Annotated in this window: 16 protein-coding genes; 6 read left to right on the forward strand and 10 right to left on the reverse strand. The window is 65.5% G+C overall.

The window, feature by feature from the left end:
* Window positions 1-40: 40 nt before the first annotated feature.
* On the forward strand, window positions 41-571 hold the full coding sequence (locus N2603_RS12160) for a PRC-barrel domain-containing protein (protein ID WP_018640984.1): 531 nt from the start codon (window positions 41-43) through the stop codon (window positions 569-571).
* Between the two features lie 155 nt (window positions 572-726).
* Here the strand turns inward: N2603_RS12160 and N2603_RS12165 are convergent, their stop codons facing one another.
* Window positions 727-1,938, reverse strand: coding sequence for an ABC transporter substrate-binding protein (locus tag N2603_RS12165; RefSeq protein ID WP_260388934.1), 1,212 nt, complete (start codon window positions 1,936-1,938; stop codon window positions 727-729).
* Window positions 1,939-2,143: 205 nt separating this feature from the next.
* On the opposite strand from N2603_RS12165, the gene N2603_RS12170 reads away from it, so the two are divergent.
* A complete protein-coding gene (locus N2603_RS12170; RefSeq protein WP_425248937.1) occupies window positions 2,144-3,103 on the forward strand; it encodes an IS5 family transposase in 960 nt (319 codons plus the stop codon).
* Between the two features lie 313 nt (window positions 3,104-3,416).
* On the opposite strand, the gene N2603_RS12175 is transcribed toward N2603_RS12170, so the two are convergent.
* The 7 genes from N2603_RS12175 to N2603_RS12205 form a co-directional block, all read right to left on the reverse strand.
* Window positions 3,417-4,244 carry an ABC transporter permease gene (locus N2603_RS12175; protein ID WP_260388935.1) on the reverse strand — a complete coding sequence of 276 codons (828 nt, stop codon included), beginning with the start codon at window positions 4,242-4,244 and terminating at the stop codon, window positions 3,417-3,419.
* Window positions 4,241-5,503: an ABC transporter permease gene (locus N2603_RS12180; protein WP_260388936.1), complete on the reverse strand. Its 1,263-nt coding sequence runs from the start codon at window positions 5,501-5,503 to the stop codon at window positions 4,241-4,243. Before N2603_RS12180 ends, N2603_RS12175 begins: the two co-directional genes overlap by 4 nt.
* A 22-nt stretch (window positions 5,504-5,525) precedes the next feature.
* Complete coding sequence (locus tag N2603_RS12185; RefSeq protein WP_260388937.1) at window positions 5,526-6,584, reverse strand: ABC transporter substrate-binding protein; 1,059 nt, start codon at window positions 6,582-6,584, stop codon at window positions 5,526-5,528.
* 48 nt (window positions 6,585-6,632) lie between these two features.
* Entirely contained in the window at window positions 6,633-7,742 is a 1,110-nt protein-coding gene (locus tag N2603_RS12190) for an ABC transporter ATP-binding protein (RefSeq protein WP_260388938.1), read from the reverse strand.
* A gap of 90 nt (window positions 7,743-7,832) precedes the next feature.
* Window positions 7,833-9,401: a DUF4403 family protein gene (locus tag N2603_RS12195; RefSeq protein ID WP_260388939.1), complete on the reverse strand. Its 1,569-nt coding sequence runs from the start codon at window positions 9,399-9,401 to the stop codon at window positions 7,833-7,835.
* 129 nt (window positions 9,402-9,530) lie between these two features.
* A complete protein-coding gene (locus N2603_RS12200) occupies window positions 9,531-10,169 on the reverse strand; it encodes a Vgb family protein (protein ID WP_260388940.1) in 639 nt (212 codons plus the stop codon).
* A gap of 28 nt (window positions 10,170-10,197) precedes the next feature.
* Window positions 10,198-11,418, reverse strand: a complete 1,221-nt coding sequence (locus tag N2603_RS12205; RefSeq protein ID WP_260388941.1) for a helix-turn-helix domain-containing protein — start codon at window positions 11,416-11,418, stop codon at window positions 10,198-10,200.
* A gap of 90 nt (window positions 11,419-11,508) precedes the next feature.
* On the opposite strand from N2603_RS12205, the gene N2603_RS12210 reads away from it, so the two are divergent.
* Both N2603_RS12210 and N2603_RS12215 read left to right on the forward strand, forming a co-directional pair.
* Entirely contained in the window at window positions 11,509-12,303 is a 795-nt protein-coding gene (locus N2603_RS12210; protein WP_260388942.1) for a DUF899 domain-containing protein, read from the forward strand.
* Window positions 12,296-12,580, forward strand: coding sequence for a hypothetical protein (locus tag N2603_RS12215; RefSeq protein WP_260388943.1), 285 nt, complete (start codon window positions 12,296-12,298; stop codon window positions 12,578-12,580). Before N2603_RS12210 ends, N2603_RS12215 begins: the two co-directional genes overlap by 8 nt.
* Here N2603_RS12215 and N2603_RS12220 read toward each other — a convergent pair.
* On the reverse strand, window positions 12,559-12,975 hold the full coding sequence (locus N2603_RS12220; protein WP_260388944.1) for a c-type cytochrome: 417 nt from the start codon (window positions 12,973-12,975) through the stop codon (window positions 12,559-12,561). The two genes, N2603_RS12215 and N2603_RS12220, sit on opposite strands and share 22 nt — an antisense overlap.
* 112 nt (window positions 12,976-13,087) lie before the next feature.
* Window positions 13,088-13,804: a L,D-transpeptidase gene (locus N2603_RS12225; RefSeq protein WP_018640972.1), complete on the reverse strand. Its 717-nt coding sequence runs from the start codon at window positions 13,802-13,804 to the stop codon at window positions 13,088-13,090.
* Between the two features lie 274 nt (window positions 13,805-14,078).
* Here N2603_RS12225 and N2603_RS12230 point away from each other — a divergent pair, with 274 nt between their 5' ends.
* Window positions 14,079-15,131, forward strand: coding sequence for a glycosyltransferase family 4 protein (locus N2603_RS12230; RefSeq protein WP_260388945.1), 1,053 nt, complete (start codon window positions 14,079-14,081; stop codon window positions 15,129-15,131).
* A 33-nt stretch (window positions 15,132-15,164) separates the two neighbouring features.
* Window positions 15,165-15,854 (forward strand): class I SAM-dependent methyltransferase, encoded by a 690-nt coding sequence (locus tag N2603_RS12235; RefSeq protein ID WP_260388947.1) that lies wholly within the window; start codon window positions 15,165-15,167, stop codon window positions 15,852-15,854.
* The last annotated feature ends 114 nt before the right edge of the window (window positions 15,855-15,968 follow it).

Consider the following 15,968-nt stretch of genomic DNA (forward strand, 5'->3'; position numbering starts at 1 on the left):
TTCTCTCCTCACGAGTTTGCTGCTGAAGGAGAGGACAACAATGTTGATGAAATCGATCGTCGCCGGCCTCGCCGGCACTGCACTGCTTGCGACCGCCGCGTTCGCGCAAAACCCGACGGCCACCACCGACAAGGCAGCGCCTGCAGCCACCGCGACAACGACAACCACGACCGCGTCGGGCGAGTGGCGCGCCTCGAAGATGTCCGGCCTGAAGGTCTACAACGAAGCCAACGAGAACATCGGCTCGATCAACGATCTCCTGATGGACAAGAGCGGCGCCATCAAGATCGCCGTGATCGGCGTCGGCGGCTTCCTCGGCATGGGCGAGCATCTGGTCGCCGTGCCCTACGAGAAGCTGAAGTTCGTCAACGAGGCCGTGGCCTATACCGGCGCCAGCACGAACCCGGGCGCCAAGCCCGCCGCGACCACGACGACGGGCGCTGCGACCGGCACCGACAGGCCTGCGGCGACCACGACGTCGTCCACCTCGAAGTGGTATCCGGACCACGCCGTGTTCAATGCGAGCAAGGACGAGCTGAAGAACATGCCCGAGTTCAAGTACTCGGAATAATGGGCTTCTAGTCGGCTGAACGAAGCGCGCCTGGTTTTCACCGGGCGCGCTGTCGCGTCTCTCGTCATTGCGAGGAGCTCTTGCGACGAAGCAATCCAGAGCTAACTCCGCGGATGCATTTCTGGATTGCTTCGCTGCGCTCGCAATGACGGCAACTAATGCGTCACCAGCGGGCAGCCGCCCTTGTCGAGCGGACGGAACGCCTCGTCGCCGGGCACGGTGGCGATCAGCTTGTAGAGGTCCCACTCGCCCTTGGACTCCTCGGGCTTCTTGACCTCGAACAGATACATGTCGTGGACCATGCGGCCGTCGATGCGGATCTTGCCGTTCTTCGCAAAGAAGTCGTTGACCGGCGTCGCGCGCATCTGCGTCATCACCTTCGGCGCCTCGTCGGTCTTGATGGCCTCGATCGCCTTCAGATAGTGCATGGTCGCCGAATAGAGGCCGGCCTGGATCATGGTCGGCATGTGGCCGACCTTCTCGTTGAAACGCTTGGAGAAGGCACGCGTCTCATCGTTCATGTCCCAGTAGAAGGCGTCGGTGACGATCAGGCCCTGCGTCGCCTTGATGCCGAGCGAGTGCGTGTCGGTGATCTCCTGCAGCAGCGCGATCATCTTCTGGCCGCCCTGGGTCAGGCCGAACTCGGCCGCCTGCTTCAGCGCATTGGTGGTGTCGCCGCCGGCGTTGGCCAGCGCGACCACCTTGGCCTTGGAGGCCTGGGCCTGCAGCAGGAACGAGGAGAAGTCCGACGAGTTGAGCGGATGACGGACCTCGCCGAGCACCTTGCCGCCGCTTTCCTTGACGACGTTCGCGGCGTCGCGCTGCAGCGCCATGCCGAAGGCATAGTCGGCGGTGACGAAGAACCAGGTGTCCTCGCCGCGCTTGACCATCGCCTTGCCGGCGACGTTCGACAGCGCATAGGTGTCGTAGGTCCAGTGCACGGTATTGGGTGAGCAGGCAACGCCGGTGATGTCGGAGGAGCCGCCGCCGGAATTGATGTTGATCTTGTTCTTCTCGCGCGTCAGCGCGGAGATCGGCAGCGCCACCGACGACGTCGGCACGTCGAAGATCGCGTCGACCTTGTCGTTGTCGTACCAGTTGCGGGCAATGTTGACGCCGACGTCGGGCTTGTTCTGGTGATCGGCGGCGACCACCTGAACCGGCTTGCCCGCGACCTTGGCGCCGTAATCGGCGACCGCCATCTCGACGGCGGCGAGCGAACCCTTGCCGGTCGCGTCCGCATAGAGGCTCGACATGTCCGTGAGCACGCCGATCTTGACGACATCGTCGGAAACCTGCGCCTGCGCGGCGCCGGAGGTCGCGGCGAGCGCGAGACCGGCCACGACCGCGGCAATGAGTTTTTGCATGTTGTTTCTCCCTGTGTGTTGTTGTTTGGGCGTTATTTGCGGGGACTGTTCTAGCGACAATCGGTCGTGGCAGCTAAGCGGTGTGCGCCGTAGCAGAATGCAAAATCAGAAGGGGTGGCCGGTGTTCCTAACCCTCTCCCCTTGTGGGCCTGTTGCGTAATCCGTCGGTTGTGATTCTCTAGGGCAAAGCCTTAGGGGAATGACGATGGCGGTGAAGCGGACGGGACAGCCGAGCTTTGTGGAAGCACTGATGCCGAAGGGGGCCGGCGCCAATGCGGCGCTGGATCGGCTGGCGGGCCTGGTCAAGTGGTACCGGTTCGAGAAGCTGATCGGCCATTTGCGGGATGAAGGGAGCCCCGGTCGTCCGGGCTATCCGGTGCTGGTGCTGTTTCGTGCTGTGCTGCTGCAGTCCCTCTATGGTCTTTCGGAGCGCGAACTCGAGGAAGCGCTGGGCGACCGGTTGTCGTTCAAGCGCTTCGTCGGTCTGAGCCTTGAGGATGCAACGCCCGACCACACGGTTCTGAACCGCTTCCGGAACCAGCTCGTTGAACAAGGGCTGCTGGAGAAGCTGTTTAGTGAACTGGATCGCCAGCTTGAGAATGCCGGCGTCATCCTCAAGCGCGGCACGATGCTGGATGCGACCTTGATCCAGGCGGTGTCGGCTCCTCCGAAGGAGGATCGCCCCTCAAACGACCCTGACGCCCGGTTCACCAAGCGGCAGGGCAAAGGCGGCTCGACCTTCGGTTACAAGGCCCATGTCGGTGTCGATGAAGGCTCCGGCCTGATCCGCACAGTGCTCACCACGCCCGCCAACATCAACGACACCACGCCGGCCGATGAGTTGATCCGCGGCGATGAGGCCGTGGTGTGGGCCGATGCGGCCTATGACACGCATGCCAGACGAGCCCGGCTGAAAGCGGCGGGGAAAAAGCCCCGCATCGCGTTCCGTCCTAACCGACATCATCCGGAACTGCCGCCAAGGCTCAAACGCTACAACCTCCTCATCGCGCGCCGACGAGCCCAGGTCGAGACCACCTTCGCCACTCTCAAACGCCGGATGCGACTGACCTGCATCCGCTACGTCGGTCTCATGAAGGCAAGCGGGCAGGTCCTGCTCGCCTCGATCGCCTTCAACATGAGGCGCTGGGCCACGATCGCCGCCTGAGCCGCCCGCCGAGGGCGACAACTACAGAATTGGCTGGCAATTGTCGTGACCGCGGCCTTCTCTCCTGACCTCCTCAGCCTCAAAAGCCGATAACGCAACAGGCCCCTTGCGGGAGAGGGTGGCTCGCCGCGTAGCGGCGAGACGGGTGAGGGGTCTCTCTCCGCGAGGCACCGTCTCGCAGTAGAGCGTGCGGAGAGAGACCCCTCATCCGGCGCCGTAGCCGAAGCTTCGCTTCGGCGTTCTTAAGAACGGCGACCGAAGGCCGCCTACGCCACCTTCTCCCGCAAGGGGAGAAGGAAGAAAAGAGCGCCCTTCAAGCGCTGCCGCCCTTGAGCCGTTCGTTGCGCCGGCGCAGGCCTTCCAGCGTCGCGAGGAGGATGACCGATACCGTCGTCAGGATCACCGCCGCTGCCGTGATGGTTGGGCTGATGTTCTCGCGGATGCCGCTGAACATCTCGCGCGGCAAAGTGCGCTGCTCCGGACCTGCCATGAACAGCACGATCACCACCTCGTCGAAGCTGGTCGCGAAGGCGAACAGCGCACCCGAGGCGAGACCCGGCAGGATCAGCGGCAGGATCACGCGTCGGAACGCTTGAAGCGGCGAGGCGCCGAGCGAGGCGGCGGCGCGCGCCAGATTGGTGTCGAAGCTCTGCAGCGTCGCGCCGACCGTGATCACCACGAAGGGCGTCGCCAGCGCGGTGTGGGCCAGGATCAGGCCGAGATAACTGCCGGTCAGCCCGATCGGCGCGAAGAAGAAGTACAGGCCGACCGCGGTGATGACACCGGGCACGACGACCGGCGACAGCACGAAGGCCAGCACGAGCGGCTTGAACCGGCTCTTCCACTGCGCCAGCCCCAGCGCGGCCAGCGTGCCGAGAACCATGGACAATAGCGTCGAGGCGACGCCGATGATCATGCTGTTCTTCAACGAGTTCATCCAGCGCGGCGAATTGATGAAATCGTCGTACCAGCGCAAGGAGAAGCCCGGCAGCGGATAGGTGAGGTACGAGCCCGAACTGAAGGACAGCGGCATGATCGCAAGGATCGGCGCGATCAGGAAGATGAACACCAGCGTCGAGACAACGATGGTCGTGGTCCACGCGATGCGCTGGCTGGGCGTGCGGAGAGAATTGTCGCTCAATTCTTCATCCCTCCCGTGACCTGCTGGCCCTGCACCAGCTTGCCGTAGACGAGAGCGAGCAGAACGGTGGCCAGCAGCAGCACCGCGCCCAACGCCGAGGCAAGGCCCCAATTCGCCGTCTCGGTTGTGTACAGCGCGATGAAGTAGCTGATCATCTGGTCGGCGGCGCCGCCGACGAGCGCCGGCGTGATGTAGTAGCCGAGCGCCAGGATGAAGACGAGCAGGCTTCCGGCGCCGATGCCGGGCAGGGTCTGCGGCAGGTAGATGCGCAGGAAGGCGGTGAGGGGTGGCGCACCGAGCGAGGCGGCGGCGCGCATGTAGGCGGGCGAGATCGCCTTCATGCTGCTGTAGAGCGGCAGGATCATGAACGGCAGCAGCACGTGGGTCATGGCCACGCAGACGCCGAAGCGGTTGTAGATCAGGCGGAGCGGCTCGTCGATGATGCCGAGCCAATGCAGGCTGTCGTTCACGACGCCCTTGCTCTGCAGCAGCACGATCCAGGCGCAGGTGCGGACCAGAAGCGAGGTCCAGAACGGCAGCAGGACGAAGATCATCAGCAGGTTCGACCGGCCCGGTGGCAGCGTTGCCAGCAGATAGGCGACCGGAAAGCCGAGGATCAGGCAGAGTGCGGTGACACCGAGGCTGATGAGGAAGGTGCGGGCGAAAATGTCGCGGTAGATGGCCTGATCCGGCGGGGCCGCGACGATCGCGCCGTCCGCATTCCGCGTCAGGTCGAGCGCGGCGAGAAGGTAGAAGCCGGTGACCGGGCCACCGGCATTCTTGATCGTCGTCCATGTCGTGCGTTCACGCCAGGCCGGATTGACTTTGCCCAGCGTCTCCTTGGCGGAGCCGGGCTCCGGCATCGCCTTCAGATTGCGGGCCGTGCTGGTCAGGATCGTGCGAAAGCCGTTCAGTGCGTAGTTGAGCCGCTTGGCCGCAATCGCAACGGTGCCGGCGGCGCGCGCCGCCAGGATGTCGCTGGCCAGCGCCGCATAGGCCTTTTCGTCCGGCAGGTCCTTGCCGTCCCAATTGGCGAGAGCCGCGACCGTCTGGGGCAGAACCTGGCGCACCTCGCGGTCATCGACGGCACGCCACAGCATGCCGGCGATGGGGCCTGCGAAGGTGAAGAGCAGGAAGACGAGAAGCGGTGCTACCAGCGCCAATGCCTTGACCTGGCGTGCCCGCTCCGCACGCCTCAATCGGCGCTTGAGCGGCACCTCGGTCGATGCATTGGCGCTGGTCAAGCGCGTATCCGTCATTGGGCGAGACTTGTGGGGCGCTTTATTTCGCGGCCCATTTGTTGAAGCGCTCGGTCAGGCGGTCGATGTTCTCGAGCCAGAAGGCGACGTTGATCTCGACCGCGTTCTTGATGTTGTCAGGCGCCGTCGGCAGGTCCTTCAGCACGGCGGGCTGCAGCTTACCGGCAGCGTCCTTGTTCGAGGTGCCATAGGCAATGTTCTCCGACAGTTTGGACTGGTTCTCCGCCTTGCCTGCAAAGTCGAGGAACTTGTAGGCCGCGTCCTTGTTCGGGCTCCCCTTCAGGATGACCCAGCTATCGAGCGTGAAGAGCGCGCCGTCCCACACCATGCCGAAATTTTTCTTCTCGTTCTTGTTCGCGGTGTCGATGCGGCCGTTGTAGACCGAGGTCATCGCCACCTCGCCGGAGGCGAGCAATTGCGGCGGCTGGGCGCCGGCCTTCCACCACACGATGTCGCCCTTGATGGTGTCGAGCTTCTTGAACGCGCGATCGACACCCTCGTCGGTCGCCAGCACCTTGTAGACGTCCTTCGGCGCGACGCCGTCGGCCATCAGCGCGATCTCCAGTGTGGTCTTCGGGCCCTGACGCAAGGCGCGCTTGCCGGGAATCTTCTTGGTATCGAAGAAGTCGGCCCAGCCGCTCGGGGCGTCCTTCAGCTTGTCCTTGTCGTAGCCGAGAACGAAATCGTAGAGGATGGCGCCGACGCCGCAAGGATTGACCGACGGCGGGATATAGGCGGCCTCGCCGCCGATCCTGGAATAATCCAGCTTCTCGAACAGGCCTTCCTCGCAGCCGACCGCCAGCTCGTCGCTCTCGACCTGAACGACGTCCCAGGTCGCGGCACCTCCCTGCACCTTGGCGCGCAGCACGCCGACGCCGCCGTCCCAGGATTCGTCGTTCATCGGAGCGCCCGACGCCTTCTTGAACGGCTCGAAATAGACCTTCTTCTGGGCATCCTGATACGCGCCGCCCCACGACACGACGGTGAGGTCGCGCGCCTCTCCGACCGTAACCAGCGCAGCACTGGCGCTCAGTGCCGCGGCGAAACCCAGAGCGATCTTGCCAATCTTGCGCTTCAGCATGGTCGTTGTTCCTTCTACATGTGCATTGCGTTGATGTTGATCGCTGGATCAGACGGGATCGAGGGCGAGGCAATCCTCGGGCCGGAAGGTGATGAAGACGCCTTCGCCAGGTTGCAGGCTGTGATGCGCTCCCGGTTGAAGCTTGACCATGAACTCCCCATTGCCGGCGACCTCGAGCACGGCCAGCGCGTGGTCGCCGAGATAGATGGTGTTCTGCACTTTTGCCGGCAGCCGGTTGGGTCCTTCGCCGGCGTCGCCATCCCGAACAATCGCGACACGCTCCGGCCGCACCGAGAGCGATGTCGATGCGCCCGCGCCCGAGACATTGACCGCCCGTGCGGTGACGGCGCCGCCGCCGGCCAGCGCGACGCGGCAATAGCCCTGGTCGATGGTCTCGACGGTACCGGCCAGCACATTGTTCTCGCCGATGAAGTGGGCGACGAAGCTGTTCACCGGATGCTCGTACAGCGCGTCGGGCCTGTCGATCTGCTGCACGATGCCGTCGTTGAACACGGCGATGCGGTCCGACATGGTCAGCGCTTCGCTCTGGTCGTGGGTGACGTAGACGATCGTGATGCCCATCGTCTCGTGCAGTTGCTTGATCTCCAACTGCATCTGCTCCCGCAGGCGCTTGTCGAGGGCACCCAGGGGCTCGTCCATCAGCACGAGTTGCGGATTGAAGACCAGCGCACGGGCCAGCGCCACGCGCTGCTGCTGACCGCCGGACAGCTGCCCGGGCCGCCGCTGCGCCATGGTTTCCATCTTGATCATGCGTAGCGCCGCGCTGACGCGCTCCTGCACGTCCGCCTTGCTCGTCTTGCGAACGGAGAGCGGGAAGGCGATATTTTCCGCAATCGTCAGGTGCGGAAACAGGGCGTAGTTCTGGAACACCATGCCGATGTCGCGCCTGTGCGGCGGCACGTTCTTGATCGGCCGGTCCGCGAGGTAGATCTCGCCATGGGTCGGAACCTCGAAGCCAGCCAGCATCATCAGCGTGGTCGTCTTGCCCGAGCCCGACGGGCCGAGCAGGGTGATGAACTCGCCCTTCCTGATGTCGAGATCGAGGTTCTTCACCACGAGGTTCTCGCCATCGTAGGTCTTCTGAATGCCGGAAAAGCGCACCAATGCCGGCGCAGGCGTGACCATGCCGGCTTCCATGTTGTCCTCGCGTTGTCCCCTACAGTGCCGTGTGAGACTAGCATCCTGCGGCGAGAATGCCAGCGGCGCAAGCGAGGCGTGCGGGGTGCGCTACATGCCCGACAGCTTCGTCACGGACACGTTGAGCGTTCCGCCGGCTTCCGCGACCACGCGCAGCGTCTTGGAGTCGAAGGCGATGTCGGCGAGGGTCAGGCTGTCGATCTTGGCGTCGACCTTGAGGCCGTCCTCGCTCTTCTGGTAGTCGGCGATCGCGGCCGCGATCTTCTCGCGCGCGTTGGCGGCGATCGGCTTCAGGTCGAGCGTCGCCTTCTGCAGCAGCGCCTGCTGCATCTGCGGCACGACCGCGCGCGCCGCCGCTCCCAACAGGCCGAAGGCCGCCTCGGACTCGACCGCGAGCTGGATGTCGGCGAGCCGCAGCGTCTGCTGCGCCTGGTCGAGCATCGGCCGGCCCCAGATGTGGACGGTCGCCTCCGCGCCGAGACCGAGCCAGCTCTTCTTTTCCTTGGCGCGCACCAGGAGCGAGATCAGCAGCCGGTCGCCCGACGGGAACACGTTGACGCTCTTCACGGTGACGTCGACCGGGCCCGAACCGTCCTCGGGATAGGTGTGGCCGACCATCTGCGCGGCGATCAGCTTGTTGATCTCGGTGAAGGGCACGTCGATCGGCACGCCGATGTTCACGCCGGTGCCGGTCGGCGGCACGATCGAGATCTTGTCGGGGAACGGGCAGTCCGGCTTGGTCGGGCTCGAGGTCACGCGTGTCTCGGCCTCGAGGCCGAGCAGCAGCGTCACCGCCTGCGCGTCGACCCGCGGCTGCGCCGCGATGGCGCGGACCGGCTTCATCTCAAGCCAGAGCGGCGGCAGCGCCGCCGAGCTGCCCGAGCCTTGCAGCGGGATCGAGCGGCAGGCCTTGGCCCATTGCACCTTGGCGTTCTCCCGCAGCGAGGGATCGTTGCGGATGCGCTCGGAGACGATGTTGATTTGCTCGCCGACATTCTTGTCGATCAGCGGCTTCACCTGCGCCGGCACGTTGACCTTGGCGCCGGAGACATTGAGGTTGGTGTCGCCGAGATTGACCTGCGCGCCGAGATTGGGCTCGAGATGCCAGTTCGCGGCGAGCTTCGGACGCGAGGTGACGATGACGTTGCCCTTGATCTCGGCGCTGGCGTTCAAATTCTTGATGTTGACGGCGCCAATCCGTTTCGCCGCGTCACCGCCGAGCACGCTGCCGAGCGCGTCACCGAGCGCGCCTGTGGCCTTCGCCGACAGCGAGCCCGTCACGTTCAGCTTGCCGGAGAGCGGCGTCGAGATGGTCAGCACGTCCTTGTCGCCGGCGGCCGCCATCGGTCCGCGCACCGCGGTCCAGCCGATATCGGCGTTCTCCAGGATCTGCGAGATCGGATTGTCGGCCTTGCCGGCGAAATTGCGCGGCGCGGCCTTCTCGGCCTGCTCGCGGATCGCCGACAGCGCGATGGCGACCGGCGCGACCACGATCGAGCTCTTCGCGACCGGCGGCAGCGGCGGCAGTTGCGCGACCGGCGGCGCGGAGTTCGTCGCGCGCGGCGACAGCAAGTCCATCGCCTTCAGGCTGATGAAGAACGACGCCGCGAGCACCGCGACGGCGATCAGGATAGTCTTCAGATTCAACGTCAGACGCATCAATCCCCCAAGCCGCCCCGGTGGGGATTTTACAGGGCGGGCGAGGAGGGCGCTAGAGCGCACCAAGGGGGTGGAATTGGGGCGAACAGGTTAACGGTCGCTAACGCGCCGTTGCCGCGTATCGCGCACCTAGCCGCGCCGCGGACGGCGGACCGCTCTCACATTGCCGCGATCTCCGCCACCGCAATAGAAGCGGTCACCGCCGTCGGACTCCAGGCCCGAGACCATGGTGCCAGCGGGCAGGTCGAGCTGCTCCAGCACCTTGCCCGTATCAGGGTCGACCCGCCTGATGTCGCTGTCCTCGCCTTCCCAGGTGCCGTGCCAGAGCTCGCCGTCGACCCAGGTGACGCCGGTGACGAAGCGCTTGCTTTCAATGGTGCGGAGGACCTTCCCTGTGGCCGGATCGATCTGATGGATCTTGCGCTCCCGGTATTGACCGACCCAGAGCGAGCCTTCCGCCCAGGCCAGCCCGGAATCGCCACCGCCGCCGGGCGCCGGGATCGTGCTGATCACCTTGCCCGTCGCCGCATCGATCTTCTGGATGCGGTCCTCGGCGATCTGGAAGAGGTGCCGACCGTCGAATGCCGTGCCCGCATGTGCGGCGACGTCGATGGAGCGCGCGATATTGCCACTCTCGGGATCGACCGCGTTCAACTTGTCGCCGGATGCGAACCAGACATGGGTGCCGTCATAGGTGACGCCATGCACGGCTTCGACGCCGGCAAAAGGTCCGTATTCCCTGACGATCTCGGCGGCTGAACGCTTCATGTGCCTGGTCCCTGTGAGGTGATGCAGCTTACGTCTTCAGCAGCGGCGTGGGGAGTAACAAGCCTGTCGGGAAACCCGGGACGGGCGGCGTCATCCAGCGGCGCGCACGCCCGTGCCCGAAGCACTGGACCTTGTTCGACCGCGCCAGCTCCTCGAGGGCCCGCTGCACCGTGCGCGGACTGATTCCGAGCGCAAGGGCGAGCGCGGAGCTCGACCACGGCTCGCCGTCGGTGAGAAAGGCGAGGAGGGCGGCGTGCTTCTCCTCATTGGGGCGCGCCAGCACGAGGACGTCGCGCGTTTTCCGCGGCGCCAGCACGAAACCCTGTTTCGTCGCGCTGATGTCGGCCAGCGGCTTGAGCTGGGTGCGGAGCCGCCCGATCTCGACGCGCAATCGCGCGCGGTGCGACTCGTCGACGTGCCTTGCCTGAAACGCACCGCCTATCAACCTGTCCCGCGTGACATCCGCGGGCCATGCCTGCGCCAGAAGGCGGGCGAGCGCGAACAGCACCGGCCGTGTTCCGAGCGGCACGGCAACGCCCTGCCTGCGCACGACATGATGGAAGGTGTCCACCACGAGCGCCGTCGAGCTCGCCAGCCGTTCGACCTCTCCGAGCAGCAACGGGTGTTCCTCGCCGCGCTTGATCAGGCGAGCTGCCGGCGTGTCGAGGACCAGGTTTGCATTGTCGACCTCGGCCATGAGCGCCGGGATTTTTGCCTGCCGCGCTGCACGGCCTGCGCGGTCGAGTGCCGTGCGGGCATCCCCTGTTTTCAGCCGCCTGATCGCGATGCCGGCAACCACGAGCTCGCGTACGACGTGCGATGCCGGCGGGAGCGCGGAGTTGCCGAGGGCGGCCAAGGTGCGCTCGGCCTCGTCGAGCCGCCCGAGGAGAAGGAGACGGCGCGCTTCGATGTGGCCCGCATGGGCCGCATTGGCGAGATCGCCGTGCCTTTCGAGCGTCGCGCGTGCTGCTGCGAGCGTTTTCACCGGCCAGCTCAGGTCGCGTGAGACGAGCGCGATCTCGGCTTCGGCCACCACGCATCTTGCACGCGCCACAGCCTCGCGCGGACCGAAGGCGCGCGCAGCGCTGCGCAGCAGCGTCTTGGCCTTGGCGAGATCGCCGAGCTGCGCCATCGCGATGCCGCGCAGCGCCAGCGACGGTGCATCGTTGCGCAGCGCCACGCGGTTCAGCGCGCCGAGCGGATCGCCGGCTTCGAGTGCGCGGGCGGCGGCGGTGATCAGCGACTCCATGTCAATCCCGCCACACTTGTTACTCCCACCGCGCAACCGCTTGGTGCCAGAAGTCGTTGGCAGGACGTCAAGCAAACGCTTTGGAGAGTCATGATGACATCAGCAGAAAAGGCCGGAACCAACGGACAGACCGCCATGCAGACCCCGCCGGTGGTGTCGGCGCAGGACTGGGAGGCCGCCCGCCAGCAACTGCTTGTGAAGGAAAAGGCGCATACCCGTGCCCGCGACGCCCTGGCCGCCGAGCGTCGGCGCATGCCATGGATGGAAGTTGCCAAAACCTATGCGTTCGAGGGGCCCGGCGGCAAGGTCAGTCTGGCTGATCTGTTCCAGGGCCGGCGGCAGCTGATCGTCTACCGCGCCTTCTTCGAGCCCGGCGTGTTCGGCTGGCCCGATCATGCCTGCCGCGGCTGCTCCATGGTGGCCGACCAGGTCGCCCATGTCTCGCACCTGAACGCCCGCGATACCACGCTGGTGTTCGCCTCGCGCGCGCCGCAGGCCGACATCATCAGGCTGAAGAAGCGGATGGGCTGGACCATGCCCTGGGTCACCGTCACCGACAGCTTCGATGCCGATTTCGGCGTGGAGGAGTGGCACGGCACCAACGTGTTCTACCGCGATGGGACGCGCATCTTCCGCACCTATTTCGTCAAGAGCCGCGGCGACGAGCAGATGGGCGGCACCTGGAACTATCTCGACATCACCCCGCTCGGCCGCCAGGAGGTCTGGGAGGATTCACCGAAGGGCTATCCGCAGACGCCGACCTACAAATGGTGGAACTGGCACGACAGCTACGAGGAAGGTGCCGCGCCCGACAAGAGATGGGTCGAGGTCACGGATGCCGGCGAGAAGGCGTTTCGCAAGGAGGCCGCGGAAGGTCGTGACTAGTCCCGCCAGCGCAACGGCGCCCGCCGGCTGCGATGGCGTGACGGCCGCGCGCCGTCTCGCCAGATGGCTGGCCTTGGCGGCGACGCCTACCTTCGCCGTCATGGCCGTGCTGACCGCCGCGCCCGGCGGCGGCCCGGACATGCTGTGTGGCGCCGGGCAGGGGTCTCTGCTCGGCGGCATGGTGCCGATGTACCTCTTGATGAGCGCGTTTCATTCGGCCGCGTGGCTGAGGCTGATCGCGGAGCGGTGGGGGCGTTATTGCCCACCCGCCGCCTGAAGATAAGCAACGATCTTGCCTGCTTCCTCCGCAGAGATGCCGCCATAGGGCTGCATCTTGTTGCCGGACACGACCTCGTCCGGCTTGACCATGAAGCGGGTGAGCTTGTCCTGGTCCCAGGCGAAGCCGGCGTCCTTCATCGACGGAGAGTAGTTGTAGTCCGGCAGTGCGCCGGCCTTGCGGCCGACGATCTTGTTGAGGTTGGGACCGAGGCGGTTGTCGCCTTCCTTTACCGAATGGCAGGTGCGGCAGGCATTGTTGAAGGCCTGCTGAGCCGCCGCGTCGCTCGACGGCTGCTGCGCGGAGGCGGTCGCGGAGAGGAGCGATGTCAATGCTGCCGCACTGACAATCGTGCGCAGCCAGGCGCTTGGCGATGTTAGCAGGCATGATTGCATCTGCGCCTCCGTCGGGGACCGCGCCGCAGCGAGCGCGCGTCGGGATGTCGAGGGCAAACGAAAACGGCCCCGGTGGGTTCCGGGGCCGTTCGCGTCACAATGTCCTGTCGCGTTAGCGCGTCGCGGCGCCGAGATCCGCGCGGCGTTCCGTCATCGGCAGCACGATCACCTTGGTGCCGACGTTGACGCGGGAGTAGAGGTCGGTGACGTCGTCGTTGGTCATGCGGATGCAGCCGGACGAAACGTGCTTGCCGATGGTCTCAGGCGCGTTGGTGCCGTGGATGCGGTAGATGGTGCCGCCGAGATACATGGCGCGGGCACCGAGCGGATTGCCGGGGCCGCCGGCCATGTGGCGCGGCAGATAGGGCTGGCGGGCGATCATCTCCGGCGGCGGGGTCCAATCCGGCCACTCGGCCTTCTTGCTCACCGACTGGATGCCGGACCAGGTGAAGCCGTCGCGGCCGACGCCGATGCCGTAGCGCAGCGCCTGGCCGTTGCCGAGCACGTAATAGAGATAGGTGTTGGGCGTATCGATGATGATGGTGCCCGGCGCCTCGCGCGTCGCATAGGAGACCGTCTGGCGGCGGAAGCGGGCCGGCATCTCGACGGTGTCCTGATCTTCCGACGGCGCGGCCTGCGAGGGCGCCGCCTGGTAGGGCTGATAGGGCTGGATCGGCTGCGGCGCGGCCATCGGCGGCAGCGGCTGGAAGAACGGGAAGAGCTGCACCGGCGCGGCCTCGGCCGGACCTGCGAATGCGATCGCGGAGATCGCGACTGCGCCGAAAGCAACGGCGCGCGAATACGTCTTGAACGTGTCCAGATTGAACATTGGTCGCCCCTGTTTGCGCGGGTGTTCTTGGCCACCCCGGCACCGTTGCGGTGCTCCGTTGCGTAAGTCACTAACGGAAACAAGTTTCGGGACGTTTGCGCGGAAAACCGAAAACGGTTTCATCGCGGCAAGGATTGTTTCATGACAGTTTCGTGGCTGCAGGGCTCCGTTAACGAACAAAACAGCGGGCCGACACTTCTATGACGTCACACGCCTGAAATATCCTTGGTTGATGGTCGAAAGCCGAGAATCATCAAACTCTCGGGATTTCCCCATGCGGGTATTAATCGCGACTGACGCCTGGCATCCGCAGGTCAACGGTGTGGTCCGCACCCTGACATCGCTGGCGAACGCGGCCAAGGCGCTCGACGTCGAGATCGACTTCCTCACCCCGGACGGCTTTCCGTCCTGGCCGCTGCCGACCTATCCGGGCCTGCGCATCGCGCTGCCGTCGGCGAAAGAGATCGCGCGGCGGATCGAGAGGTGCGCGCCGGAAGCGCTGCACATCGCGACCGAAGGGCCGATCGGCTGGGCGGCGCGGGCCTATTGCCGGCGCAACCGGCTCGCCTTCACCACCTCCTATACGACGCGCTTTCCGGAATACGTCTCGGTGCGGACCGGTATCCCTGATGCCGTCGGCTATGCCGTGCTGCGCCATTTCCACGACGCCGCCGCGATGACCATGGTGGCGACGCCCTCGCTGCGGCAGGAGCTGTCCGAGCGCGGCTTCAAGCGGCTCGGCTTCTGGACGCGCGGCGTCAACACCGAGCTGTTCCATCCCGATCATCCCGCCAAGCTCGATCTGCCGGGCCCGATCTTCATGACCATGGGGCGTGTCGCGGTGGAGAAGAACCTCGAAGCGTTCCTCTCGCTCGATCTGCCTGGCACCAAGGTCGTCGTCGGTGACGGCCCGCAGAAGGCGGCGCTGGAGAAGAAGTATCCGGACGCGGTGTTCCTCGGCGAGAAGAAGGGCGCCGATCTCACCGCGCATCTCGCCGCCGCCGACGTGTTCGTGTTTCCGAGCCTCACCGACACCTTTGGCGTCGTGCAGCTCGAGGCGCTTGCCTGCGGCACGCCGGTCGCGGCGTTTCCGGTGACGGGTCCGAAAGACGTCATCGCGGATCATCCGATCGGCGCGATCGACCACGATCTGCGTACCGCGTGCCTGCGCGCGCTCACCATGTCGCGCGAGACCTGCCGCAATTTTGCGCTGGAGCGTTCCTGGGAGAACAGCGCGCGGCAGTTCGTCGGAAATCTCACGTCACTTCAGCCCAGCCGCGTCCTGCGCGCCTCGCCTCGCATGGCGCGGCGACCGGTGCGCGGTTGACCTTTCATTGGATCCACAGCGAGAACCTCATCGATGGCTAAGATCATGAACCTTGACGGCACCCAGCAGCTCGACCTCACCCGTGGCACGGTCGAGCAGGCCTATGACCGCTGGGCGCCCGTCTACGATCTCGTGTTCGGCGGCGTGTTCGCCAAGGGCCGGCAGGCCGCGATCGCGGCCACCAACAAGATCGGCGGCCGCGTGCTCGAGGTCGGCGTCGGCACCGGCATCTCGCTGCCGCTCTACGCGCCGCACCTGCGCATCTTCGGCACCGACATTTCGGAAGCCATGCTCGACAAGGCGCGCCAGCGCGTTGCCGAAGGCAATCTGAAGAACGTCGAGGGCCTTGCGGTGATGGACGCCGAGAAGCTCGAATTCCCCGACAATTCCTTCGACGTGGTGATGGCGCAGTACGTCGTCACCGCCGTGCCGAATCCGGAGAAGGCGCTCGACGAATTCGCCCGCGTGCTGCGTCCGGGCGGCGAGCTGATCATCCTCACCCGTGTCAGCGCCGATGCCGGCATGCGCCGCTTCATCGAGCAGAAGCTGCAGCCGGTGGTGCGTCCGCTCGGCTTCCGCACCGCGGAGTTCGCCTGGTCGCGCTATGCCAAGTGGCTCTCCGGTGCCAACGGCATCGAGCTCGCCGAGCGCCGCCTGATCCCGCCGCTCGGTCACTTCTCGCTGGTGCGCTTCCGCAAGGTCGACGTCGCCAAGGCGGCTTGAGCAGCCTGCGTAAGAGCGGCGGCACGATCCGCCGCTCACGCGTTCACGTGCGTCATCGCGCCGCTGCACATCGTCACATGACAAAATGATGATGTCATACGGCCTACATCGAAT

The sequence above is a fragment of the Bradyrhizobium huanghuaihaiense genome, from assembly GCF_025200885.1.
In the GTDB taxonomy this organism is placed as follows: Bacteria; Pseudomonadota; Alphaproteobacteria; order Rhizobiales; family Xanthobacteraceae; genus Bradyrhizobium; species Bradyrhizobium huanghuaihaiense.

Excerpts from the sequence above, each read along its gene's own strand:
- N2603_RS12160 (WP_018640984.1), top strand. The coding sequence starts at position 41 with ATGTTGATGAAATCGATCGTCGCCGGCCTCGCCGGCACTGCACTGCTT.
- N2603_RS12165 (WP_260388934.1), bottom strand. The coding sequence starts at position 1,938 with ATGCAAAAACTCATTGCCGCGGTCGTGGCCGGTCTCGCGCTCGCCGCG.
- N2603_RS12170 (WP_425248937.1), top strand. The coding sequence starts at position 2,144 with ATGGCGGTGAAGCGGACGGGACAGCCGAGCTTTGTGGAAGCACTGATG.
- N2603_RS12180 (WP_260388936.1), bottom strand. The coding sequence starts at position 5,503 with ATGACGGATACGCGCTTGACCAGCGCCAATGCATCGACCGAGGTGCCG.
- N2603_RS12185 (WP_260388937.1), bottom strand. The coding sequence starts at position 6,584 with ATGCTGAAGCGCAAGATTGGCAAGATCGCTCTGGGTTTCGCCGCGGCA.
- N2603_RS12190 (WP_260388938.1), bottom strand. The coding sequence starts at position 7,742 with ATGGAAGCCGGCATGGTCACGCCTGCGCCGGCATTGGTGCGCTTTTCC.
- N2603_RS12195 (WP_260388939.1), bottom strand. The coding sequence starts at position 9,401 with ATGCGTCTGACGTTGAATCTGAAGACTATCCTGATCGCCGTCGCGGTG.
- N2603_RS12200 (WP_260388940.1), bottom strand. The coding sequence starts at position 10,169 with ATGAAGCGTTCAGCCGCCGAGATCGTCAGGGAATACGGACCTTTTGCC.
- N2603_RS12205 (WP_260388941.1), bottom strand. The coding sequence starts at position 11,418 with ATGGAGTCGCTGATCACCGCCGCCGCCCGCGCACTCGAAGCCGGCGAT.
- N2603_RS12210 (WP_260388942.1), top strand. The coding sequence starts at position 11,509 with ATGATGACATCAGCAGAAAAGGCCGGAACCAACGGACAGACCGCCATG.
- N2603_RS12220 (WP_260388944.1), bottom strand. The coding sequence starts at position 12,975 with ATGCAATCATGCCTGCTAACATCGCCAAGCGCCTGGCTGCGCACGATT.
- N2603_RS12225 (WP_018640972.1), bottom strand. The coding sequence starts at position 13,804 with ATGTTCAATCTGGACACGTTCAAGACGTATTCGCGCGCCGTTGCTTTC.
- N2603_RS12230 (WP_260388945.1), top strand. The coding sequence starts at position 14,079 with ATGCGGGTATTAATCGCGACTGACGCCTGGCATCCGCAGGTCAACGGT.
- N2603_RS12235 (WP_260388947.1), top strand. The coding sequence starts at position 15,165 with ATGGCTAAGATCATGAACCTTGACGGCACCCAGCAGCTCGACCTCACC.